Source organism: Streptomyces sp. NPDC043176 (assembly GCF_056436715.1).
The window spans coordinates 563670-586820 of sequence record NZ_JBWKCA010000001.1 but is presented as its reverse complement, the minus strand read 5'-3'; the positions used below and the strand labels follow the sequence as shown (position 1 = coordinate 586820).

Annotated in this window: 20 protein-coding genes and 2 riboswitches; of the genes, 6 read left to right on the top strand and 14 right to left on the bottom strand. The window is 72.0% G+C overall.

Going from position 1 to position 23151, the window contains the following annotated elements:
• Positions 1–183 precede the first annotated feature (183 nt).
• The 5 genes from AC067A_RS02575 to AC067A_RS02555 form a co-directional block, all read right to left on the bottom strand.
• The gene (locus tag AC067A_RS02575) at positions 184–1950 is read right to left on the bottom strand and encodes an ABC transporter substrate-binding protein (protein ID WP_478613457.1); all 1767 of its coding nucleotides are present in this window, start codon (positions 1948–1950) and stop codon (positions 184–186) included.
• A gap of 109 nt (positions 1951–2059) precedes the next feature.
• Positions 2060–3088, bottom strand: a complete 1029-nt coding sequence (locus tag AC067A_RS02570; protein WP_478613454.1) for an ABC transporter permease — start codon at positions 3086–3088, stop codon at positions 2060–2062.
• 362 nt (positions 3089–3450) lie between these two features.
• The gene (locus tag AC067A_RS02565; protein WP_478613519.1) at positions 3451–4242 is read right to left on the bottom strand and encodes an enhanced serine sensitivity protein SseB C-terminal domain-containing protein; all 792 of its coding nucleotides are present in this window, start codon (positions 4240–4242) and stop codon (positions 3451–3453) included.
• A 103-nt stretch (positions 4243–4345) separates the two neighbouring features.
• Positions 4346–5086: an enhanced serine sensitivity protein SseB gene (locus tag AC067A_RS02560; protein WP_478613451.1), complete on the bottom strand. Its 741-nt coding sequence runs from the start codon at positions 5084–5086 to the stop codon at positions 4346–4348.
• 302 nt (positions 5087–5388) lie between these two features.
• Positions 5389–6051: an AAA family ATPase gene (locus tag AC067A_RS02555; RefSeq protein ID WP_478613448.1), complete on the bottom strand. Its 663-nt coding sequence runs from the start codon at positions 6049–6051 to the stop codon at positions 5389–5391.
• Between the two features lie 160 nt (positions 6052–6211).
• A riboswitch (glycine riboswitch) is annotated at positions 6212–6311 on the top strand.
• A gap of 1 nt (position 6312) precedes the next feature.
• Positions 6313–6424, top strand: a riboswitch (glycine riboswitch).
• Positions 6425–6484: 60 nt separating this feature from the next.
• Here AC067A_RS02555 and gcvT point away from each other — a divergent pair.
• The 4 genes from gcvT to AC067A_RS02535 all read left to right on the top strand — a co-directional run bounded on the left by gcvT (position 6485) and on the right by AC067A_RS02535 (position 10880).
• The gene (gene gcvT / locus AC067A_RS02550; RefSeq protein WP_478613445.1) at positions 6485–7600 is read left to right on the top strand and encodes a glycine cleavage system aminomethyltransferase GcvT; all 1116 of its coding nucleotides are present in this window, start codon (positions 6485–6487) and stop codon (positions 7598–7600) included.
• Between the two features lie 77 nt (positions 7601–7677).
• Positions 7678–8055 (top strand): glycine cleavage system protein GcvH, encoded by a 378-nt coding sequence (gene gcvH, locus AC067A_RS02545; protein WP_362561969.1) that lies wholly within the window; start codon positions 7678–7680, stop codon positions 8053–8055.
• A gap of 24 nt (positions 8056–8079) precedes the next feature.
• Positions 8080–9348, top strand: a complete 1269-nt coding sequence (gene glyA / locus AC067A_RS02540) for a serine hydroxymethyltransferase (protein ID WP_478613440.1) — start codon at positions 8080–8082, stop codon at positions 9346–9348.
• Between the two features lie 161 nt (positions 9349–9509).
• Positions 9510–10880, top strand: coding sequence for an L-serine ammonia-lyase (locus AC067A_RS02535; RefSeq protein WP_478613438.1), 1371 nt, complete (start codon positions 9510–9512; stop codon positions 10878–10880).
• 72 nt (positions 10881–10952) lie between these two features.
• Here the strand turns inward: AC067A_RS02535 and AC067A_RS02530 are convergent, their stop codons facing one another.
• Together AC067A_RS02530 and AC067A_RS02525 are read right to left on the bottom strand one after the other, a co-directional pair.
• A complete protein-coding gene (locus AC067A_RS02530; protein WP_478613435.1) occupies positions 10953–11861 on the bottom strand; it encodes a CopD family protein in 909 nt (302 codons plus the stop codon).
• Between the two features lie 68 nt (positions 11862–11929).
• The gene (locus AC067A_RS02525) at positions 11930–12145 is read right to left on the bottom strand and encodes an EF-hand domain-containing protein (protein WP_017236050.1); all 216 of its coding nucleotides are present in this window, start codon (positions 12143–12145) and stop codon (positions 11930–11932) included.
• A gap of 73 nt (positions 12146–12218) precedes the next feature.
• Here AC067A_RS02525 and AC067A_RS02520 point away from each other — a divergent pair, with 73 nt between their 5' ends.
• The gene (locus tag AC067A_RS02520) at positions 12219–12854 is read left to right on the top strand and encodes a GNAT family protein (RefSeq protein ID WP_478613432.1); all 636 of its coding nucleotides are present in this window, start codon (positions 12219–12221) and stop codon (positions 12852–12854) included.
• 14 nt (positions 12855–12868) lie between these two features.
• On the opposite strand, the gene AC067A_RS02515 is transcribed toward AC067A_RS02520, so the two are convergent.
• From AC067A_RS02515 to AC067A_RS02490, 6 genes are all read right to left on the bottom strand, one after another.
• A complete protein-coding gene (locus AC067A_RS02515; RefSeq protein ID WP_478613430.1) occupies positions 12869–14050 on the bottom strand; it encodes a YncE family protein in 1182 nt (393 codons plus the stop codon).
• Complete coding sequence (locus AC067A_RS02510) at positions 14050–14820, bottom strand: polysaccharide deacetylase family protein (protein WP_478613427.1); 771 nt, start codon at positions 14818–14820, stop codon at positions 14050–14052. The genes AC067A_RS02515 and AC067A_RS02510 overlap by 1 nt, the downstream gene beginning before the upstream one ends.
• Before the next feature lie 404 nt (positions 14821–15224).
• Positions 15225–15731: an ATP-binding protein gene (locus tag AC067A_RS02505; RefSeq protein WP_478613424.1), complete on the bottom strand. Its 507-nt coding sequence runs from the start codon at positions 15729–15731 to the stop codon at positions 15225–15227.
• 96 nt (positions 15732–15827) lie between these two features.
• Positions 15828–16595, bottom strand: coding sequence for an enoyl-CoA hydratase/isomerase family protein (locus AC067A_RS02500; RefSeq protein ID WP_478613421.1), 768 nt, complete (start codon positions 16593–16595; stop codon positions 15828–15830).
• A 90-nt stretch (positions 16596–16685) separates the two neighbouring features.
• The gene (locus AC067A_RS02495) at positions 16686–17942 is read right to left on the bottom strand and encodes a L,D-transpeptidase (protein ID WP_478613418.1); all 1257 of its coding nucleotides are present in this window, start codon (positions 17940–17942) and stop codon (positions 16686–16688) included.
• A gap of 174 nt (positions 17943–18116) precedes the next feature.
• Entirely contained in the window at positions 18117–19295 is a 1179-nt protein-coding gene (locus AC067A_RS02490; protein WP_478613416.1) for a L,D-transpeptidase, read from the bottom strand.
• 203 nt (positions 19296–19498) lie between these two features.
• On the opposite strand from AC067A_RS02490, the gene glgX reads away from it, so the two are divergent.
• The gene (gene glgX / locus AC067A_RS02485; RefSeq protein WP_478613413.1) at positions 19499–21703 is read left to right on the top strand and encodes a glycogen debranching protein GlgX; all 2205 of its coding nucleotides are present in this window, start codon (positions 19499–19501) and stop codon (positions 21701–21703) included.
• Between the two features lie 228 nt (positions 21704–21931).
• Here the strand turns inward: glgX and AC067A_RS02480 are convergent, their stop codons facing one another.
• Positions 21932–22903, bottom strand: a complete 972-nt coding sequence (locus AC067A_RS02480; RefSeq protein WP_478613410.1) for an AraC family transcriptional regulator — start codon at positions 22901–22903, stop codon at positions 21932–21934.
• Between the last annotated feature and the right edge of the window lie 248 nt (positions 22904–23151).

Genomic DNA, 23151 nt, shown 5'->3' with positions numbered 1-23151 from the left:
TGACCCGCGGTTCCGGGCGGCCTCTAACCCGCCGCCGGCGATGTGCCGGGGTTTATTTTCCCCCCCCCGGGGGGGGGCGGGGGGGGGGCGGGGGCCCCCGCGGGGGCCCCCCGCCCGCCGCCCACGGCCATCACCTGCCCTTCGGACCTGGCGGCGGGTGGTGCGCCGGTGGAGCGGGTCGGATTACTTGACGACGCCGAGCGACGCGTAGTCGTAGCGGCCGTTGTAGGCGTCCGCGGTGTAGACGTTGGTCAGCCGGTCGCTGCGCCAGATGATGTTCTTCTCGTGGGTGAAGGGCAGGTAGACCGCGGCCTCCGACACCTTCGTGTTGATCTGCTTGTAGAGCTCGCCGGCCTTGTCGGGGTCGGTCTCCTTCAGGGCCTGGTCGAACAGACCGTTGACGGCCTTGTCGTTCAGCTCCGAGAAGTTGTTGTTACCGCTCTGCAGGATGAAGCGGCCGTCGACCAGCGGCTGCAGGAAGCCCTGGCCGGTGGGGAAGTCGGCGCCCCAGCCCATGATGATGATGCCGTAGCCCTTGTCCTTGACGACCTTCGGCGAACCGATGATGCCGGAGGTCTGGGCGCCGTCGAACTGGTCGATCTCGGCCTCGATGCCGACGGCCTTCAGCGACTGCTGGAGGGACTCGGCGGTCGCGATCTCGATCTTCTTGTTGTTGCGGACCGCGATCGTGGTCTTGAAGCCGTTCGGCTTGCCGCACTTCGCGAGCGCCTCCTTGGCCTTGACCAGGTCCGGGGCGCCACCGAGCTTGCCGTACGGGTCGGCCTTCGGGTCGGCGCCCTTCAGCCCCGGCGGAAGCATGTTGGAGGCGATGTCGCCACCGGCCTGCGGGCCGCCACGGGCGGTCTGCAGGGACTTCGAGTCGGCGGCGTAGATGATCGCCTTGCGGCACTCGATGTTGGGGATGACCGTCTGCGGGAAGACCGCGTAGCGGATGAAGCCGGTCTGCGGGTTGTCCGCGTTCTCCTTGTGCTGCTGGAGCACCTTCTGGCGGGCGGAGGCACCGACACCGGTCGCGTTGATGTCGAGGTCGTACTCGCCCTCGATCAGGCGGTTGTCCATGTCGTCGGCGTTCGTGGTGAACGTGACGCTGATGGTGTCCGGAAGCGCCTTGCGGACGTTGTCCGTCTTCGGGTCCCACTTGTCGTTGCGGACCAGCTTCATGGACTTGTTCGGCGTGTACGACTGCCACTTGTACGGGCCGGAGGAGAACACGTTCAGGCCGTACTTGGCCTTGGTGTCCTTGTCCTGGCGGACCGGGGAGGCGGCGGGCATGGCCAGCATCTGCAGGAAGTCGCCGTTGGCGACCGGCAGCTTGAAGATGATGGTCTTGTCGTCCGGGGTCTCGATGGCCTTCAGGCCGAGCTTGTCCGCGGAGGTGTCCTTGTAGGGACCCTTGTACTCGCCCTTGGGGTCGAGGACCTGCTGGAGGTAGATCGGGCCGCCGGAGATGACGTCCTGGGCCCACACGCGCTCGATGCCGTACTTGATGTCCTTGGAGGTGATCGGCTTGCCGTCCTCCCAGGTCACCCCGTCCTTCAGCGTGAAGGTGTAGGTGAGGCCGTCGGCCGAGATCTTGCCGGCGTCGGTGGCGAGGTCGGGGACCAGCTCGGTGGAGGCGGAGCCCGGCTCGGCCTTGAAGGTGACCAGCTGGCGCGTGTAGTAGCGCTGGAAGTCCCACACGAAGCCGTAGTAACCGCGCTGCGGGTCCCAGGAGTCGGCCTCCTGCGAGCCGATGAACTTCAGCTCGCCGCCCTTCTTGGTGGAGGGGCTGGCGACCTTGTTCACGGCGGCGTTGAAGCCGGCCGCGCCCGCCTTGCCGTTGCCGCCGTCGCCGGACTTGGCACCGCCGCCACAAGCCGTGGCGGCGACCATGGTGGCCGCGGCAAGCAGCGCGCCCGCGGCGATTCTGCGCTGAGAGCTCTTCAGCATGGGTCCAACAACCTCCGGGATAGTGGCGGCCGTTACGGCGGTCCGCCGATTGGGATGGGCCTCCTGTCGCCAGCGGCAGGGGCGGGTCTTGCGTGTCGTCGGCGAACGGTCAGCGGGAGCCCTTCGGGTCGAGCGCGTCACGCACGCCGTCGCCGAAGAGGTTGAACGCCAGGACGGTGATGAAGATCGCGAGGCCGGGGATCACCATGAAGAGGGGGTCCGCTTCGTAGGTGGTGATGGCCGTCGACAGCATCTGCCCCCAGGAAGCGGTGGGAGGCTTCACGCCCGCGCCGAGGAAGCTGAGCGCCGCTTCGGTGAGGATGTTGGTCGGAATCATCAGGGTCGCGTAGACCGTGATCGGGGCGATCAGGTTGGGCAGCAGCTCGCGGCGCAGGATGTAGAGGCGGCCGGCGCCCAGGCTCTGGGCGGCCTCGACGTACTCGCGGTTGCGCAGCGAGAGGGTCTGGCCGCGGACGATGCGTCCCACGTACGGCCAGCCGAAGAAGCCGATCACGAGCACCAGGGCGGCGATGCGGACGCCCGAGCCGTCGAGGCCGAGGAGCTGGTTCGGCAGGACCGAGACCAGGGCGATCGTGAAGAGCAGCTGCGGGAAGGCGAGCATGACGTCCATGACCCGGCTCAGCGCCGCGTCGACCCAGCCGCCGAAGTAGCCGGCGATGATGCCGAGGACGGTGCCGAGGGCGACCGCGAAGACCGCCGCCAGGAAGGCGACGAGCAGCGAGATCCGGGCACCGTAGACGATGCGGCTGAAGACGTCACGGCCGTTGACGGGCTCGACGCCGAAGAGGAAGTCGGAGCTGACACCGCCCCAGGAGCCGATCGGCGTGCCGAACAGCGGGTCGATCTGGTCCTCGTGGAACTCGTCCGGCGGGTGGCCGAGGAGGCCGACGATGACCGGGGCGAAGATCGCGACCAGGACCAGGAACACGACGACGAAGGCGCCGGCGAGGGCGAGTTTGTCCCGCTTGAGGCGGGTCCAGGCGATCTGCCAGGGCGAGCGGCCCTCGATCGCCTTGGCGGGCTTGCCGGGTCCGTCCGGGGTGCCGGAAGCGTCGGGCGCGCCGTCGACGGTGGCGGTCGCCTCGCCCGCACTCGTCTCGTGCAGTGGTGCCGTCATCGTGGTGAGGACCCCTCTCGGCCGCCGGTAGCCGGCCCTTGCCCGCCGCGGGTAGCGGCTCGGTGGAACAACCTGCTGGGCATCTGCTCGAAAGGAGCGGAACGCCCGGTGTTCCGGGGAGTCTTCAATGCGCTTGCGATCACCCGCCAGCCCTGACGAGGAATGTTTGCTCAAACGTGATGCGGTGCTGCGACTTCCGTTATCCGGACGTCGTGATCACGTGAGCGGACCATCTCGGGTCCTCTTCCCCACAATCGGGCATGTCGCCCAACAGGGCGTTTGAGCTCCTCAATTGGGGCGAACGAAGGGCTCCGCCGAGGCCCCGTGGGGCCTGTGGGGCGTAGGGAGAGAAGCGTGGCGTCTCAGTATCCGGACGGCATCGGCGGCGGGTATCCGTACCCCGGGGCGGGTGCGGAACCGCGGCCCGCGTGCGCCTCGCGGTCGTAGAACGGACGCGCGTTCGCGCGCAGCCAGAGGGCCACCGGGTCGTACGCGTCGGAGAGGGCGACCGTGGAGACGGGCAGCCCGTCGGGCACGGAGCCGATCGTCTGGCGCATCATCGTCCGGACCGTGTCGACGGCCGCCGGGGAGGTGTCGTACAGGTCGAGGCCGATGGCGAGGTACGGGGAGCCCAGCGCGGGCTGCACCCAGCCGCGGCGCAGCGCGCGGACGGCCGGGGTGCGGTGCGCGTTCTGCGTGAGCAGGGCGTAGAACTGCGGGATCTCCAGGGAGGGCTCGGAGAGGCGCAGCGGTCCCGCGGGCATCCGGTCGAGACCGGTGGCGATGCGGCGGAGGTCGGCCCAGGGGATGCCGACACCGCCGCCCGGGGCGTGCGGATTCAGCCAGACGCCCCAGCGGTCGGGGTAGAGGGCGCGGGCGATCTCACGGCCGGTGACGAGCTCGTGGGCGCGGTTCCAGCCGGAGGCTGCGAGTTCCTGGGGGGAGGTGACGCAGGGCGCGTAGCCGAAGCCGTCGACCTCCATGTTCCCGTACTGGGCGTCGGGCGAGCCGGGCGAGCCGTGCCAGAGCAGCATCCGGAGTTCGCCGTCGGCGAGGGCGTGCAGCAGCTGCTCGTACGCGTCGTAGCGTCCGGGTGCCACCTCGCGCAGCATGCGCTCGACCTCGCCGGCCGCAGCGGTGCCTGACGCGCTCACCATGGGTCCCCGCCCCTCTTCCGTCCACCATGTCCGCGCGGCTTCGGTGCCGCTGCCGATTCGGATCGGCTCACCGGTCAGTTCAGCTTAAACAGCGGGTCGCTCACACGGCGGCGCGCTGGTAGAACGGGCGCACCCGCTCCAGCATCCAGTCGCCGACCGGGTCCTGCGCCATGTCGAGCAGGATCAGGTTGACGGGCCAGGCGACCTCGACCCGGCCGAGGGCGCGGCCGAGGGCGTCCAGGGGCGCGTTCCGGTCGGCGCCCTCCCATTGGGTGAGCTGGACGCCGATGAAGAGGGCCGGTTCCGTGCCCTCGACGCTGGCGAGCGCACGGCGGGCGGTGGTGACGATGCCGGTGGCCTCGAACTCGGCGGAGGCGGCGGCGAGGAAGTCGACGGGGTCGTCCTGCCAGTCGGGCTCGAACAGCCGGACGCGGCCGCCGGTGGCGGGCCCGTCGAGCGGGGTCCGGCCGACGCGGCAGAGTTCGGCGACGGCCGGCGGCGGCAGCGGGACTCCGGCGGTGCCGCCGGGGTTCACGGCGATGCCGAGCTGCGGGGGGAGGCCGCGGGCGAAGTCACGGGCGGGGGCGACGGCGAAGGACATGTGGTCGCCGACACAGGCGAGGAGCTGCTGCTCGGAGCTGAAGACGGGGACGTAGGCCGCGCCGTCGATCTCCATGGTGGGGAGGTCCAGGTCGGGGCTGTCGGGGCCGCCGCCGTTCGGCAGGGGCACCCAGAACCGGCTGCGGCCCAGCACCTCGACGAGCCGGCCGCCCGCCGCGGGGTTGCCGAGTGAGGCGGCAAGGACCTCTTCGAGCTCGTTGCCCGGCCACGTCACGTCCACGGTCGCGTTTCCCCTTCTCGCACGGCCTGCCGTACCGGCCGCCCGGCAGCACCCTAACGCCGCCCCGGCGCCGCCGTGGCCAAAAGGGAAGGGTACGGGCCCGGCGCCGGAACCCCACGACACCCCGTGCACCCCCGCGCGGGGACCCCACGACACCCCGCGCACCCTCGCCCTGAACCCCACGGCACGCCCGCGCGGGATCCCACGGCACGCCCGCGCGGGCTCCCACTGCACGCTTGCGCACCCCCGCGCAGGACCCCACGACACCCCCGCCCGGGCCCTGGCGGCGGCTCCCGGGGCCGTCAGGCGGTGTCGCGGAAGGAGATGCGGCGGAGGGTGTCGGTGGCGGCGCGGTCGAGGAGGGTGGCGGAGGCGCAGCCGGGCGGGAGGCTGCCGGACTCGGCGGCCCGCAGCAGCCGGCCGACGGCCCGCCGGTGGCGGGCGAAGGCGTAGGCGGAGACGCCGCGGCCGCGGGCGTCCTGGCCGGCCCTGGCGGTGTCCGGGGTGACGTCGAGGAGCAGCAGGTGCAGGGCGCGGCCCCGGCGGCGGGCCTCGCGGGCGAGCCAGCCGCGCACCCAGGACTGGGTGCCGCAGTCGTGGACGATCACGCTCGCGCCGGAGCGCAGGGCGCGGCGGAGCCCGGCGTAGTGCGCGAGGCGCACGAGGGGGCGGTAGACGGCGTACGGCAGGAGGCGGGGCATGCGGAGCTCCCAGCGCTCGCGGGCGTCCTGGGAGTCGATGCCGTGGCCGTCGGCGGCGCGCTTCATGAGGGTGGACTTGCCGCTGCCGGGCAGCCCGGAGACGACCACGAGGTCGCCGGCGGCGAAGACGAGGGCGCGCGGACCGCGGCCGCCGCGCTCGCGGAGGTCCCGCAGCAGCCGGCCCCGGCCGCGCGTCCTCGCGCGGGCCCGCTGGGCCGGTATGCCGGTGCTCGTCGCGTACGCCCCGGTGTGCTCGGTCCTCATCGCGCTCCCCCTGTCGGGTCTCAGGAGACCTGAGGAGACCCTTGCCCACAAAGTGTAAAGAAACGGTAATGAGACACAAGCGATTTGCCCCGCCGACACCGCGTGCAATGATGTGCCCGCCAGGCGCGCACAGTCGCCACACAATCGCATACCGGCCGCTCGAATCCGCGCGGGAGAGTTCCGGACAGCCGAACGCGTCCGGACGCCGAAGGAGCAAGACCCTCCCTTGAATCTCTCAGGCCCCGTACCGCGCGGATGAGGCAGATCTGAAAAGCGGGACACCCTGCTGTGTCCCCACCCAAGGTGCAAGCCGATCTCTCGGTGACGAGATGCTCTCGGTGAACCTCTCAGGTTCCATGACAGATGGGGAGGACGTCCTCGCCCGTCATGTGTTTCGTCACCGATCACGCCCTTGGGACCCGGGAGCCACCCCATGAGCACTGCCCCCCGTCTGACCGCCCTCGATGCCCTGCATCGTTCGCTGGGCGCGACCATGACCGACTTCGCGGGCTGGGACATGCCGCTGCGGTACACCAGCGAGCGCGACGAGCACAACGCCGTCCGCACCAGGGCCGGCCTCTTCGACCTCTCCCACATGGGCGAGATCACGGTCACCGGCCCGCAGGCCGTCGACCTGCTGGACTACGCCCTGGTCGGCAACATCTCCACGGTGGGCAACGGCCGCGCGCGCTACACGATGATCTGCCAGGAGGACGGCGGCATCCTCGACGACCTGATCGTCTACCGCCTGGGCGAGACGGAGTACATGGTCGTCGCCAACGCCTCCAACGCGCAGATCGTCCTGGACGCGCTCGTGGCCCGCTCGGAGGGCTTCGACGCCGAGGTCCGCGACGACCGCGACGCGTACGCCCTGATCGCGGTCCAGGGCCCGGAGTCCCCCGGCATCCTGAAGTCGATCACCGACGCCGACCTGGACGGCCTGAAGTACTACGCCGGCCTGCCGGGCACGGTCGCGGGGGTGCCCGCGCTGATCGCCCGTACCGGCTACACCGGCGAGGACGGCTTCGAGCTGTTCCTGAAGCCGGAGCACGCGGAGGGCGTCTGGACGACGCTGACCGAGGCGGGCGCGGGCGTCGGCCTGGTCCCCTGCGGCCTGTCCTGCCGTGACACGCTCCGCCTGGAGGCGGGCATGCCGCTGTACGGCCACGAGCTGACCACCGCCCTCACCCCCTTCGACGCGGGCCTCGGCCGGGTCGTGAAGTTCGAGAAGCCCGGCGACTTCGTCGGCCGCAAGGCGCTGGAGGCCGCCGCCGAGCGCGCCGAGACCGCCCCGCCGCGCAAGCTCGTCGGTCTGGTCGCCGAGGGCCGCCGCGTCCCGCGCGCCGGCTTCCAGGTCGTCGCCGGCGGTGAGGTCGTCGGTGAGATCACCTCGGGCGCGCCGTCCCCGACCCTCGGCAAGCCGATCGCCATCGCGTACGTCGACGCGGCGCACGCCGCGCCCGGCACCGCGGGTGTAGGTGTGGACATCCGCGGCACCCACGAGCCCTACGAGGTCGTGGCGCTGCCGTTCTACAAGCGCCAGAAGTGACGCATTCGTCTCACCCGGCGTCTCACCCCGCAAGACCCACGTACATCAGTACTCCCCCGATCCAGGAGAATCAGGCCATGAGCAACCCCCAGCAGCTTCGCTACAGCAAGGAGCACGAGTGGCTGACGGACGCCGTTGACGGCGTCGCGACCGTCGGCATCACCGAGCACGCTGCGAACGCGCTCGGCGACATCGTGTACGTCCAGCTCCCCGAGGTCGGCAGCACCGTGACCGCGGGCGAGGAATGTGGCGAGCTGGAGTCGACCAAGTCCGTCAGCGAGCTGTACTCGCCGGTGACCGGCGAGGTCGTCGAGGCGAACCAGGACGTCGTCGACGACCCGTCGCTGGTGAACTCCGCCCCGTTCGAGGGCGGCTGGCTGTTCAAGGTGCGCCTCGCGGACGAGCCGAAGGACCTGCTCTCCGCCGACGAGTACACCGCCTTCACCGCCGGCTAACCGAGACCCCCTAGGGATCGATTCATGTCGCTTCTGAACACTCCCCTCCACGAGCTCGACCCCGACGTCGCCGCCGCCGTCGACGCCGAGCTCCGCCGTCAGCAGTCCACCCTCGAGATGATCGCGTCGGAGAACTTCGCTCCGGTCGCGGTCATGGAGGCCCAGGGCTCCGTCCTCACCAACAAGTACGCCGAGGGCTACCCGGGCCGCCGCTACTACGGCGGCTGCGAGCACGTCGACGTGGCCGAGCAGATCGCGATCGACCGGCTCAAGGACCTGTTCGGCGCCGAGTACGCCAACGTCCAGCCGCACTCCGGCGCCTCCGCGAACCAGGCCGCCCTCTTCGCGATCGCCCAGCCGGGCGACACGATCCTGGGTCTGGACCTGGCGCACGGCGGTCACCTGACCCACGGCATGCGCCTGAACTTCTCGGGCAAGCAGTTCAACGTGGTCGCGTACCACGTGGACGAGGCCGGCCTGGTCGACATGGCCGAGGTCGAGCGCCTCGCCAAGGAGCACCGCCCGAAGGTCATCATCGCGGGCTGGTCCGCCTACCCGCGCCAGCTGGACTTCGCGGAGTTCCGCCGGATCGCCGACGAGGTCGAGGCCTACCTGTGGGTCGACATGGCCCACTTCGCGGGCCTGGTCGCCGCCGGTCTGCACCCGAACCCGGTCGAGTACGCGGACGTGGTGACCTCCACCACGCACAAGACGCTCGGCGGCCCCCGCGGCGGCATCATCCTGGCGAAGAAGGAGTTCGCGAAGAAGCTGAACTCCTCGGTCTTCCCCGGTTTCCAGGGGGGCCCGCTGGAGCACGTGATCGCGGCCAAGGCCGTCTCCTTCAAGGTCGCGGCCTCGGAGGAGTTCAAGGAGCGCCAGCAGCGCACCCTGGACGGCGCCCGCGCCCTCGCCGAGCGCCTGGTCCAGGACGACGTCACCGCCCACGGCGTCTCGGTCCTGTCCGGCGGCACGGACGTGCACCTGGTCCTGGTGGACCTGCGTGACTCCGAGCTCGACGGCCAGCAGGCCGAGGACCGTCTCCACGAGGTCGGCATCACGGTCAACCGGAACGCCGTTCCGAACGACCCGCGCCCGCCGATGGTCACCTCGGGTCTGCGCATCGGTACGCCGGCGCTCGCGACCCGCGGCTTCCAGGCGGACGACTTCGCCGAGGTCGCCGACGTCATCGCGGAGACCCTGAAGCCGGGCTTCGACGCCGACAAGGCCGCGGCCCTCAAGGCCCGGGTGACCGCGCTGGCCGACAAGCACCCGCTGTACCCCGGCCTGAAGTAATTTCGTACGATTTAGTTCCGGTTTCGTTCGTACGATGGCTCCGGGGCACCGCGCACACTGGACAGTGAGCGCGGTGCCCCGGCCCATGCTCAGCCCTTCTTCGCGCTTTTCTGCTCCACCCCGGCAGACAACGGCGTCTAGCCCCCACAAGGAGTCCTCCCGTGGCCATCTCGGTCTTCGACCTGTTCTCGATCGGCATCGGTCCGTCGAGCTCCCACACGGTGGGCCCCATGAGGGCTGCCAGGATGTTCGCCCGCCGGCTGAAGAACGAGGGCCTGCTCGCCCACACGGCGCGCATACGAGCGGAGCTGTACGGCTCGCTCGGCGCGACCGGCCACGGCCACGGCACCCCGAAGGCGGTCCTGCTGGGGCTGGAGGGCAGCTCGCCGCGCACGGTGAACGTCGAGACCGCCGACGACGAGTTCGAGCGGATCAAGGCGAGCGGCCGGATCAACCTGCTCGGCGCCCACGAGATCCCCTTCGACTTCGACGCCGACCTGATCCTGCACCGCCGCAAGGCGCTCCCGTACCACGCCAACGGCATGACCGTCTTCGCGTACGACGCCGAGGGCGGCCTCGTCCTGGAGAAGACGTACTACTCCGTCGGCGGCGGCTTCGTCGTCGACGAGGACGCCGTCAAGGGCGAGAACCCGATCGTCCCCGACGACACCGTCCTGAAGTACCCCTTCCGCACCGGCGACGAGCTGCTCCGCCTGGCGAAGGAGACCGGTCTGTCGATCTCCTCGCTGATGCTGGAGAACGAGAAGGCCTGGCGCACCGAGGACGAGATCCGCGGGGGCCTCCTGGAGATCTGGCGGGTCATGCAGGCCTGCGTCGCGCGCGGCATGGCCCGCGAGGGCATCCTGCCCGGCGGCCTGAAGGTCCGCCGCCGCGCCTCCACCCTGGCCCGCAACCTGCGCTCCGAGGGCGACCCGAAGGCACACGCCATGGAGTGGATCACCCTCTACGCGATGGCCGTGAACGAGGAGAACGCGGCGGGCGGCCGGGTGGTCACCGCCCCGACGAACGGCGCGGCCGGCATCATCCCGGCGGTCCTGCACTACTACATGAACTTCGTCCCGGGCGCGGACGAGGACGGCGTCGTCCGCTTCCTCCTCGCGGCCGGCGCGGTCGGCATGCTCTTCAAGGAGAACGCCTCGATCTCCGGCGCCGAGGTCGGCTGCCAGGGCGAGGTCGGCTCGGCCTGCTCGATGGCGGCCGGCGCGCTCGCCGAGGTCCTCGGCGGCAGCCCGGCCCAGGTGGAGAACGCGGCCGAGATCGGCATGGAGCACAACCTGGGCCTGACCTGCGACCCGGTCGGCGGTCTGGTCCAGATCCCCTGCATCGAGCGGAACGGCATGGCGTCGGTCAAGGCCGTCACGGCCGCCAAGATGTCGATGCGCGGCGACGGCAGCCACCTGGTCTCCCTCGACAAGGTCATCAAGACGATGAAGGAGACCGGCGCCGACATGAGCGTCAAGTACAAGGAGACCGCCCGCGGCGGTCTCGCGGTGAACATCATCGAGTGCTGAACCGTTTACCCCGAAGCGGCCGGCCCCGGGAGCTCCGGGGGCCGGCCGCTTCGCGTCTCCCGTCGGGTCCGCTCAGTGCGCGAACCCGTGCGGGTCCGGGACGACGGTGAGGAGGACCGAGACGACCACGATCGCCAGCAGGACGGACAGCTCCACGCGCGCGGGCGCCTCGGCGTCGCCGCCGGAGAGCATGCGGCCGCGGGCGGCGAGGGCCAGGAGGCTGGCGCCGCCGAAGAGCACCAGTTTCACCAGGAGGAGCCGGCCGTAGGCGGTGGTCAGGACGGCGTCCAGGGGCAGCCGGCGGAGCGTGGAGACGGTTCCGGTGACCACGAGCGCCGCGTAGACCCAGGCGGCCATCCGGGCGTAGCGGACCAGCGCGTCCCGGCCGCCGCGGCGCAGCCGCACGGTGCGGAGCACGTACAGGAGCGTGCCCGTCCACAGGGAGGCGGCCGTGAGGTGGACGACGGTCAGCGAGACCCCGAGGGCCTGGAGGCGTGCCTCGGGGTGGGCGCGCATCGCCTCGGCCCCGACGGCGACGGCGAGCGGCAGGACGGCGAGGCCGGGGCGCCGGGAGGCGGCGCAGAAGGCGGCGAGGGCGAAGGCGTTGGCGGTGACGAGCAGCAGGCGGCCCTCGCGGAGCCCGTACACGACGGTGGGGCTCAGGCCGCTGACGGCCGTGAAGAGCAGCAGCAGCCCGGCGGAGGAGGCCGCGGCGAGCAGCGCGGCGGGCACGGCACGGCTCGGGGGCAGCGGTCCCGCGCCTGCTGCGCGGCGGCCCGCGAGTTCGCCGACGTGGACGGCCAGGCCGGCGAGGACGAGGAGCCTCAGCAGCGAGGTGGTGCCGGCGGCGGGTATCCGCAGCTCGCCGGTGCCGGTCTGCGCGAGTCCGGCGCCGAGCAGCGCGACGGCGAGGACGGCGACCGCGGCGGCGACCGCCGCCGTCAGACGGCTCGGGGTGCCGAAAGGTCCGGGAAGCGTCACCGGACGATCGTCACCGAGCCCCGGGCGGGCGGCAACTCAGCGTTGCGCCGCCCGCCCGGGCGGGCGGGTCAGGCCTTGCTGTAGTGCGCCCAGAACTCGTCCCAGGACAGGACGCCGTCGCCGTTGTCGTCCCGCTGCTTGATGAGGACCTCGGCGACCGTCTCGGTGACGTTGAAGTCGCCGTGCCGCGCCATCAGGCTCTTGTACTCCGCGGCGGTGATGAAGCCGTCGCCGTCCGCGTCGAACTGGTTGAATGCCGTGCGTGCCGACTCGATGTCCGCCACTGCTTCCGCCTCTTCTCGGTGCTTATCTGACGGGGTCAGATTAGCTGGCCCGCCCCTGCCGGATGATGGGGGTATGAGCGAGGTGGCACGGATACTGGCGGACGCGGCACACGGGCGGTTCCCGCCCCCGGACGGTTCGACGACGGTGGTGCCGCAGCCGAGCCCGCGGGACGCGGGGGTCCTCGCCTTCACCGCCCATTCGGTGGTCTTCACGGACGCCGACCCGGCGTGGGTGCGGGCCGAGCTGGCGGCCACGTCGAGCGACCCGCTCGCGGCCAGCATGAACCCGCACTTCCTGGTCGCCCTGATGGCCCGCACCGGGCTGCACATGAACACGGTCGACCTGCTGACGGTGGCCGACCGCCTGCCCGGCGCTCCGCCGCTGGAGCTCCGTGAGATCGAGGACCCGGAGCACCCCCGGGTGGCGCGGGCCCTGAAGTTCCGCGACGAGGTCCGGGTGTGGGCGGCCGACGGCGGGGTGCTGATCCTGGGCCGGGGCGTCGCGGGCCGCTGGGAGGCCGCGATCGAGGTGGACGAGGCGGTACGCCACCGGGGCCTGGGCCGCGCCCTGGCGACGGCCGCGCGCCACCTCACGCCCGGCGAGGTGGTGTGGGCCCAGCAGTCCCCGGGCAACGCCCGCAGTGTCCGGGCGTTCCAGGCGGCCGGCTACCGCCCGGTGGCGTCGGAGGCGCTGCTGGTCGCGGGCTGACCGTCGGACAGGCCCTAGCGGAAGATCCCGGTGTGGCCGAGGGAGTAGCGGCCGGGCTGGGGGTAGACGGCGAGGCCGTGGGGGCCGCTGCCGACGGGGATGCGGGCGAGCTGCCGGCCGGTGGTGGTGTCGATGGCGTAGACCTCGGAGTCGTAGCGGCCGGAGAGCCAGAGGACCTTGCCGTCGGCGGAGACGCCGCCCATGTCGGGTGAGCCGCCGTCGGGGAGCCACCACTTCTTGGTGAGCTTGTCCTTGGCGAAGTCGAAGACGGAGACGGAGCCCTCGCCGCGGTTGGGCACGTACATCTCGCGCGAGTCCCGGCTGATGTAGAGGCCGTGGCAGCCCTTGCCGGTGGGGAGCAGGGTGGGGGTGGTGAACTTGTCGCCGTCGAGGACCCACATGCCGTGGGCCATCATGTCGGCGACGTAGAAGGTCCCGCCGTCCGGGGAGATCTTCACGTCCTGGGGCATGGCGCCCTCGAAGGGCAGTTTCAGCCGGCCGATCACCTCCATCTTCTCGGTGTCGACCTTGAGGAGTTCGCCGGAGAACTCGCAGGAGACGACGAAGTAGCGGCCGTCGGCGGAGAAGTCGGCGTGGTTGACGCCGTAGCAGCTGACCGGGACGGTCTTGCGCCGCTCCATGGTGTGCGGGTCGCGGAAGACGAGTTCGCGGTCGAGGGAGGCCATGACGACGGCGTACTTGCCGTCGGGCGTGAAGTAGAGGTTGTAGGGGTCGTGGACCTCGACGGGCTTGCCGGCGATTCCGGTGGCGGGGTCGATGGGGGTGAGGGTGTGGCCCCGGTTGTTGTTGACCCAGAGGGTCTTGAGGTCCCAGGACGGGACGACGTGCTGGGGCTGGACGCCGACCGGGATGGTCTCGACGACCTTGTAGGTGGCGGGGTCGATGACCGAGACGGTGTTGGAGTTGGTGTTGGGGACGTAGACGCGGGAGGGGAAGTTCCTTACCACCGGCGAGAGCCGGTTGGGCCGGTCGGCCGCGTAGACGTCGGTGGGGTCGAGCGGGGGCGGCATGCCGGGGAGTCCGGCGGGGGCGGCGGCCGGTTTGGGCACGGCGGGGGCGTTCGCCTTCCGTACGGCCGCGGAGCCGCCGCCCGGGTCGGCGGTGCCGCAGCCGGCGAGGGCGGCCAGGAGGGCGGCGGCGATGAGGGTCCTGGTTCTCGTCGTGTGGTGGGCCATCAGGTCAGCAGCTCCGTGGTGGTGACCGCGCGCAGTCCGCGGCGGTCGAGGTCGGCGAGGAGGAGGGGCAGCGCGGTGGCGGTGTCCGGGTAGCCGAAGTGCAGGCTGACGACCGAGCCGGCCCGTACGGCTCCGGTGACGTTGCGGACGACGGCGGGGGCGCCGGGCGAGGTGAAGTCGAGGGAGTCGACGTCGTAGGAGAGGACGTGCGGGTATCCGGCGCGGCGGGCGGCGCGCAGGACGGCTGGGGCGGCGTGCGGGGTGCGGGAGGGGCGGAACCAGCTGCCGATGGAGCCGGTGAGCCGGCGGAGCCGGGTGGCGCAGGCCTCGATCTCGGCGTGGGCCTCGGTCTCGGTCATGGCGTTGACGTCGAGGTGGTGCTGGGTGTGGTTGCCGAGGTCGTGGCCGCCGTCGAGGACGCGGCGGGCGAGGTCGGGGTGGTCGTCGAGCCAGCTGCCGACGGCGAGGACGGTGACGCGGGCGCCCGCCTTCTCGGCCTGGCCGAGGAGGGTGCGGGCGAGGGCGGGGTCGCCCTGGCCGTGGAAGGTGAGGGCGACGCGGGGCCGGTCGCGGGGGCCGTGCGCGATCTCGTCGGGCCGGCCGGGGTAGCGGCGGGGCGCGGGGGCGACGGCGGGGGCGGGGGCCGGGCGGCGCGCGGCGGCGGGGGTGGACGCGGGGCGGGGTTCCGGACCGCAGGCGGTGGCGAGTGCTCCGGCGACGGCGGCGGCCGCGCCGGTCCGGAGGGCTCCTCGGCGGTCGGTCGGCTTCACGCGACCATTCAAGGCGACTTTCGCCCGGTTTATTACGATTAGGCCAATTCAGGACGTTTGCCGCCCTCGCAGCGCCGTCCAGCATGCGGACCGCCCCGGCAAACAACCGGTGAACCGCATAGCCATTCACCATTTAGAAGGTGAGTGCTACACGTCACCAACGATTCACTATTAAACTGTCCGGTTTTGACCAGCCTTGCCCCGGTAGGGACTTTTGGCGACCGGGCCACCTGTCTGACATAGTCGGAGTCACCGACCCCCATTGACCCGGGCCAGGTCGACATGGCTGCCGTGGATACACCCCCCCGTCCACGGCGCATCACACGGAAGCCCCCAGGCGCCCCACCACGGCACACGGGGGCTTCCGTGCGTCCGGGGCCGGGCGGGCCCGGGTCCGGACGGCCTCAGGGGCGGTCCGCGACCCGCATCTCGAACCAGGTCGTCTTGCCGCGCGGCGCCAGGTCCACGCCCCAGCGGTCCGAGAGCTTGTCGACGAGGAAGAGCCCGCGGCCGCTCGTGTCGAGCTCGTGCACCGGCATCAGGCAGGGCAGGCCGCGCGAGGGGTCGCGGACCTCGACCCGGATCCAGCCGCGGCGCCGCTGGAGCCGCAGGGCGAAGACCCGGGCGCCGGTGTGCCGGACCGCGTTCCCCACGAGTTCCGAGACCAGGAGCACCGCGTGCTCGGCGATCTGCGGGCCGAGGCCCCACTGACGCAGGACCACGTCCTTGGTGAGCCTGCGGGCCACCCACGCCGATTCGGGGCGGGACGGCAGCCGCACGTCCTCCTCGGCCGGGTTGCCGTACAACTCCACTGCGTCGGCGGCCTGTTCGTCATCCGCGGCCGGTGACCACCGCGCGGCGGCGGCGCTGCCGCGCTGCCAAGGTTGTTCCCTACCCTCCAGGCCCGCCATGCCCCCCATCATGGCCGTACGGAGGCCTCCGCGGGGGCCGTTCCGGTGGAATCGGCCCCCGCCGGATCACCCGCGTGGCGACCCGTCGGTCGCCTGTCAGGCGAACTTCGCCTTGCCCGGGCCCTCCTCGACGAAGCTGCGCATCCCGCGCTCGCGGTCCTCGGTCGCGAACAGGCCCGCGAACCAGGTGCGCTCGATGGCCAGGCCGGTGTCGATGTCGGCCTCCAGACCCTGGTCGATCGCCTCCTTCGCGGCCCGCAGCGCGACCGCCGGGCCCTGCGCCAGCTTGGCGGCCCAGGCGTGCGCCTGCTCGTAGACCTCGGCGGCCGGGACGACGCGGTCGACCAGGCCGAGCGCCAGCGCCTCGTCCGCCTTCACCATCCGGCCGGTGAAGATGAGGTCCTTGGCCCGGGACGGGCCGATCAGCCGTGACAGGCGCTGGGTGCCGCCCGCGCCCGGGATCAGGCCGAGCAGGATCTCCGGCTGGCCCAGCTTCGCGTTGTCGGCGGCGATCCGGTAGTCGGCGCAGAGGGCGAGCTCGCAGCCGCCGCCGAGCGCGTAACCGGTGATCGCGGCCACGACGGGCTTGGGGATGCGGGCGATGGCGGTGAAGGCGTCCTGGAGCGCCCGCGACCGCTTGACCATGGCCACGTGGTCCATGACCTGCATCTCCTTGATGTCCGCGCCGGCCGCGAACACCTTCTCGCCGCCGTAGAGGACCACGGCCCGCACGTCGTCGCGGTCGGTCAGCTCCTGGGCCAGCTCGCGCAGTCGGTCCTGGACGGCGATGTCCAGGGCGTTCATCGGGGGGCGGTCGAGGCGGATCGTGCCGACGCCTTCGGCGACTTCGAGGTTCACAGTCATGGGGGAAGGTTAGTCGGCGTTAACGCGGAGGGACCCGGTGCTGTTGCTCACAGCACCGGGTCCCTCGTCGGTCGCTCAGGACGGGATCGCCTAGGCGATCCACTCCGACCAGTCCATGTTCCAGCCGTTCAGGCCGTTCTCCGGCTTGATCTGCTTGTCCTTGGAGTTCTTCACGATGACGACGTCGCCGATGAGCGAGCGGTCGTAGAACCAGGCCGCCGGGGTCGAGCTGTCGCCCGCGCCGCGGGCGTCCTCGAGGCCGACGCAGCCGTGGCTGACGTTCGTGGAGCCGAAGGTGGACGAGGAGGCCCAGTAGTTGCCGTGCACGAACGTGCCCGAGTTGGACAGGCGCATCGCGTGCGGCACGTCCTTGATGTCGTACTCGCCGCCGAAGCCGACGGTGGCGCCGTTCATGCGCGTCACCTTGTACTTCTCGCTGATGACCATCTGACCGTTGTACGTGGTCGTGGACGGGGCGCCGGCGGTGATCGGCAGGGTCTTGATGATGGCGCCGTCGCGCTCGACCTTCATGGTCTTGGCGCTCGCGTCGACGGTGGAGACCTGACGGCGGCCGATGGTGAAGGTGATCGTCTTCTTCTGCTTGCCGTAGACGCCCGGGCGGCCCTCGACGCCGTCCAGGTTGAGGTGCACGGTCACCTTGGTGCCGGCGGCCCAGTACTTCTCCGGGCGGAAGTCGAGGCGGTCGTTGCCGAACCAGTGGCCCTCGATCTGCACGGCCGGCTCGGCCGTCACCTTGATGGCCTTCTCCACGGCGTCCGGGTCGGTGATGCCCCGGGTGAAGTTGATGGACACCGGCATGCCGACGCCGACGGTCGAGCCGTCCTCCGGCGTGTAGTGGCCGATGAAGGTGTTCTTCGGTACGAGCGTGGTGAAGGTGATGTCCTTCGCCGACTCGCGGCCCTCGCCGTCCTTCGCGATGGCGTGGACCTTGTACTGGGTGCCCGCGGCCAGGTGGGCGGTGGGCGTCCAGCTGGCGCCGTCCGCCGCGATCTTGCCCTCGACCTCGGTGCCCTTGGAGTCGGCGACCGTGACCGTGGTCAGCTTGCCCTGGGTCGCGGTGACCTTGAGGGCGCCGCTGGTGGCGACCGCGTCGGCACCGTCCTTCGGAAGGATCGTCACGACCGCCTGGGAGGCGGCGTTGTCCTGCTTGCCGCCGCCCTGCGCGGCCGGTCCCTGGCCTCCCGTACCGCCGCCGGTCTCACCGCCGCCGCAGGCGGTGAGCACCAGGAGCAGCGCTCCCGCCGCCAGGGCCTGCAGACGGACGCCCCCGCGCCGGCGCCGGCCCGTCGTCCTTACCGATGCCCCCGATATCGGCTGCCCGTTCACTTGGTCTTCTCCCCTCGCACGGCCTGGCAACCGCCACGGCCCCACCCCCGTGCGCATCCATCCGCGCACACAGCGCTAGATAATCACACCGAAGGACACGAAAGTTCCTCGTGCATGTCACCGTTCAGTCCCAGTCGGCGTGATAGGTGCCGTTGCGGGGCGCGGGGCCGTCGCTCAGTTCAGCGCGGACCCCTCCCGCCACTGCTTCCAGTCCAGGTTCCAGCCGCCGAGGCCGTTGTCGGGAGCGACCTGGCGGTCGCGGGAGTTGACCACCTCCACCACGTCGCCGACGAGCGTCCGGTCGAAGAACCAGCCGGCGGGCGAGTCGGCGCTGCCGCCCTTGTCGTCGCGCAGCCCCACGCAGCCGTGGCTGACGTTGGCGGATCCGAAGGTGGAGGCCGAGGCCCAGTAGTTGCCGTGCAGGAAGGTGCCCGAGTCGGTGAGGCGCATGGCGTGCGGCACGTCCTTGATGTCGTACTCGCCGCCGAAGCCGACGGTCCGCCCGTCCATCCGCGTCACGTCGTACAGCTCCGTGACGACCATCTTCCCGTTGTACGTGGTGGTCTTCGGCGCGCCCGCGGTGATCGGCACGGTGGCGAGGACCTCGCCGTCCCTGCGGACCTCCATGGTGTGCGCGGCGGCGTCGACCAGGGAGACCTGGGAGCGGCCGATGGTGAAGCCGACCGTCTTGCGCTGGATGCCGTACACGCCCGGCGCCCCCTCGACGTCCCGCAGGCCGAGTTCGACGGTGACCCTGGTGCCCGGCCGCCAGTACGTGGCGGGGCGGAAGTCGAGCCGCTCCTTGCCGAACCAGTGGCCGACCACCTCCACCGGGGGCACGGAGGTGACGCGGATGGCCCGCTCGACCTCGGCCCGGTTCTCGATGGGCCGGTTGAAGCCGAAGGAGACGATCATGCCGGTGCCGACCGTGGACCGGTTCTCCGGCTTGAAGTACCCGATGAAGCGGCTCTCCGGCACCACGGTGGTGAAGGTGGTGTGCCGGGCCGAGCGGCGCCCGTGCGCGTCGAGCGCGACCGCGTCCACGCTGTACTTCGCGGACAGCTCGAGCCGGGTGTCGGCCTCGGGCCGCCAGCTCAGCCCGTCCGCGGAGATCCTCCCGGCGACCCGGGTCCGCTGGGCGTCCTCGACCTGGACGACCGTCACCCGTTCGAGGCGGCCGCTGTCGACCCTCACCTCGACCGGCCCCTCGGCCGACACCCCCCTGCTGCCGTCCTCCGGGCTCACCCGGATGACGTCGCCGGGGGCCCGTGCCTTGCCCGGCAGGGAGACGTCGATGCCTGGTCCGCCGTCCACGCCTGTGCAGCCCGCGAGGCCGGCGACCAGTCCCGCCACCGCCAGGGCGTACCTCGTCCGCTTCCATACTCGATTCACGCTCGGCCCAACGACGGCCACCCTCCAGGGGAAACGTCCGTACGGGTCATGTTGGGAGTACGGCCGTCCGGGCAGAACAGGGGGAGAACGACGCGCGGGAGCGGCGGCCGGGACGCCGCCGCTCCCGTGGGTGTGGGCCCGACGAGCCGTGGGAGGCCGGGACGGTGTCGAGCGCAGCCGAGCAGAAGGCGGTACACGAGCATGCCCTGGGGCGGACCGGACCACCCGTGTGGCCGGGTGCGCCGACGCCGCTCGGCGCACGCTGCCGGGTCGGACCGGGCGGGGTGACGGGAACCAACTTCGCCCTGTGGGCGGGCGGCGCGGAGGCCGTGGAGCTGTGCCTGTTCGACGAGGACGGGACGGAGACGCGGCTTCCGCTGCCGGAGCTGACCCACGAGATCCGGCACGGCTTCGTGCCGGGCGTCGGACCCGGGCAGCGGTACGGCTACCGGGTGCACGGCCGCTGGGACCCGTGGACGGGGGCCCGGTGGAACCCGGCGAAGCTGCTCCTCGACCCGTACGCGCGGGCCGTCGACGGCGACTTCGCCGCGCTGCCCCCGGAGGCGTACGGACACGTCAGGGACTGGCCGCAGCAGCACGTGGCCGACACCGTCCGCGACGAGCGGGACTCCGCCCCGTACGTCCCGAAGGGGGTCGTCGTCCACGACGACGACGACTGGTCGGACGACCGCAGGCCCAAGACGCCCTGGCAGGACTCGGTCATCTACGAGGTGCACGTCAAGGGCTTCACCCGGCTCCACCCCGGCATCCCCGAGCACCTGCGGGGCACGTACGCGGGGCTCGCGCACCCGGCGGCCGTCGAGTACCTCACCGGGCTCGGGGTGACGGCGGTCGAGCTGCTGCCCGTCCACCAGTTCGCGCACGAGGACCACCTGCTGCGGCGCGGGCTGCGGAACTACTGGGGCTACAACTCGCTCGGCTACTTCGCCCCGCACGCGGGCTACTCCTCGTCCGGGACGACGGGGCAGCAGGTCGGCGAGTTCAAGCGCATGGTGCGGGCGCTGCACGCGGCGGGCATCGAGGTCATCCTCGACGTCGTCTACAACCACACCGCGGAGGCGGGCGAGCTCGGCCCCACCCTCTCCCTGAAGGGCATCGACAACCGCGGCTACTACCGGCTCCAGTCCGACGCCCGCCGGTACGCGGACTACACGGGCTGCGGCAACACCCTGCACGTCGTGCAACCCCAGGTGCTGCGGCTCATCACCGACTCGCTGCGGTACTGGGTGACGGAGATGGGCGTCGACGGCTTCCGCTTCGACCTGGCGGCGGCCCTCGCCCGCTCCATGCACGACGTCGACATGCTGTCGCCGTTCCTCGCGGTGATCGCCCAGGACCCGGTGCTCCGCCGGGTCAAGCTCATCGCCGAGCCCTGGGACGTCGGCAACGGCGGCTACCAGGTCGGCGCGTTCCCGCCGCTGTGGACCGAGTGGAACGACCGCTACCGGGACGCCGTACGGGACTTCTGGCGGGGCGCGCTGCCCGACGTACGGGACCTCGGCTACCGGCTCTCCGGCTCCAGCGACCTGTACGCCTGGGGCGGGCGGCGGCCGTACGCCTCCGTCAACTTCGTCACCGCGCACGACGGCTTCACCCTCCGCGACCTCGTCACGTACGAGCGCAAGCACAACGAGGCCAACGGCGAGGGCAACCGTGACGGCACCCACGACAACCGGTCCTGGAACTGCGGCACCGAGGGCGAGACCGACGACCCCGGGATCAACGCCCTGCGGCTGCGCCAGCAGCGCAACCTGCTCACCACCCTGCTGCTGTCCACCGGGGTGCCGATGCTCGTCGCCGGCGACGAGACGGGCCGCACCCAGGGCGGCAACAACAACGCGTACTGCCAGGACAACGAGATCGGCTGGCTCGACTGGTCCCTGCCGGAGGACCCGGGCCGGGCGCAGCTCCTCGCCCTGACCCGCCGGCTGCTCGCGCTGCGCCACCGCCACCCGGTGCTGCGGCGCAGGGCCTTCTTCTCCGGCCGGCCGCAGCGCGCGGACGGGCTGCGGGACCTGGCCTGGTTCACCGCCGAGGGCACCGAGATGACGGAGGGCGACTGGTACGCGCCCACCGCGACGCTCGGCCTCTACCTGTCGGGCCGTGACATCCCGGGCCGGGACGAGCGCGGCGAGCGGATCACCGACGACAGCTTCCTCGCCGTCCTCCACGCGGGCCCCCGCCCCCTGGAGTTCCGCCTCCCGGGCCCGCCGTGGGCGGCGACGTACGAACTCGTCGTGGACACCGCGCGCACGGACCAGTCCCGTCCCCCGGGCACCCGCCACGAGGGCGGCGGGACGATCACGGTCGGCGCCCGTTCGACGGTCCTGCTGCGCGTCAGGGAGTGAGCGGTACGGAGCCGGCCGGGGCGGGCCCGCGGGCACTCCCGGCCCGGCCACCGCGGCGCGACGGCGGTGGCCGGGCGGAGCGAGGGTGCCCGTCCCCGTGGGCCGGGGCGCGGCCCACGGGGGCACCCGTGCGGCGGACCGTCCCTTGAGCCCCCGTGCGACGGGCCCGCGCGTCCGAACAGTGTCGGGCGGGGTCCTCGCCGCTGTCTTTGGCCCACGGCGCACGGCTCATTGACGCTGCGCGCACTCGCGGTGCTCGCTGGGACTGCGGCCGTGGGCCGCGCGGAAGGCCCGGCTGAAGGCCGCGGGGTGCCGGAACCCCCAGCGGACCGCCACGGCGTGGACGGGGGTGCGGCGCAGGGCCGGGTCCGCGAGGTCCCGGGCCGCGCCGGCCAGCCGCAGGTCACGGATCCACGTGCCGACGGTGAGGCCCTCGTCCTGGTAGAGCCGGTGCAGGTAGCGCACCGAGATGTGGTGGGCGGCGGCGACGGCCCCCGGCGTGAGGTCCGGATCGGAGAGGCGGCCGCGGACGAAGTCCTGGGTGCGCAGGAACAAGGCCCGGCGCCGGCTCTCCGGCGTGGGGGCCGCCTCCGCGTCGAGCCGTGCCGCGGCGGCCCCCGCGAGCAGGTCCGTCAGCACGGTCGTCAGGCGCGGCCCGTCCTCGGGGCGGAAGGCCCCCGGATCGGCGGCGAGCGTCGTCAGGAACCCGGCGAGCAGCCCTCCGAACCCGCTCCCCCCGTCCATCCGCAGGGCCACGATCCGCTCCGCCTCCCGGGTGGGCAGCGGCAGCAGCTCCTTCGGGAACTGGGCCACGATGTGGTCGAGGCGGCCCGTGGCGTGGCGGGTGACGCCCACGAAGGGCAGCGACGAGTCGTAGACCATCAGGTCCCCCGCCCGGAACGCGGTGTCCCGGCCCGCCTGCGAGATGGCCATCTCGCCGCTGAGGGTGAGCGACACCTGGTAGTAGCCGGGGTCGGCCCTGCTGATCAGCCGCCGCGTCCGGCGGGTGACCAGCGGCGGATACCGCAGAGCCGTCACCTGCACGGCTCCCAGGTCCACGACACGCGCCTCCGCCCGGAACGCGTCGGCGTGCTCGCTCCCCATCACGGTGGGAATCAGCGCCGTCGCCATCGCGTCATGCCAGAACCCGAACCGCTCCCGCTCCGGCACCTCCTCCGTGCTGAAGCGCTGGACCCACACCGCTCTCCCCCGGTCTTCTCCGCGGGCGACCCTCGCCGTCCCGGTTCCGGCTCCCAACTTGCCACAGATACGGGCGAGATGGAGGCGAGCGGGGCGGGACGGCTCCGGGAGCGGCGCCGGGGCGCCCGCGGGCGGGCCGGGCCCGGCAGGGGTGCCGGGGCGCCCGCGGGCGGGCCGGGCCCGGCAGGGGTGCCGGGGCGCCCGCGGGCGGGCCGGGCCCGGCAGGGGTGCCGGGGCGCCCGCGGGCG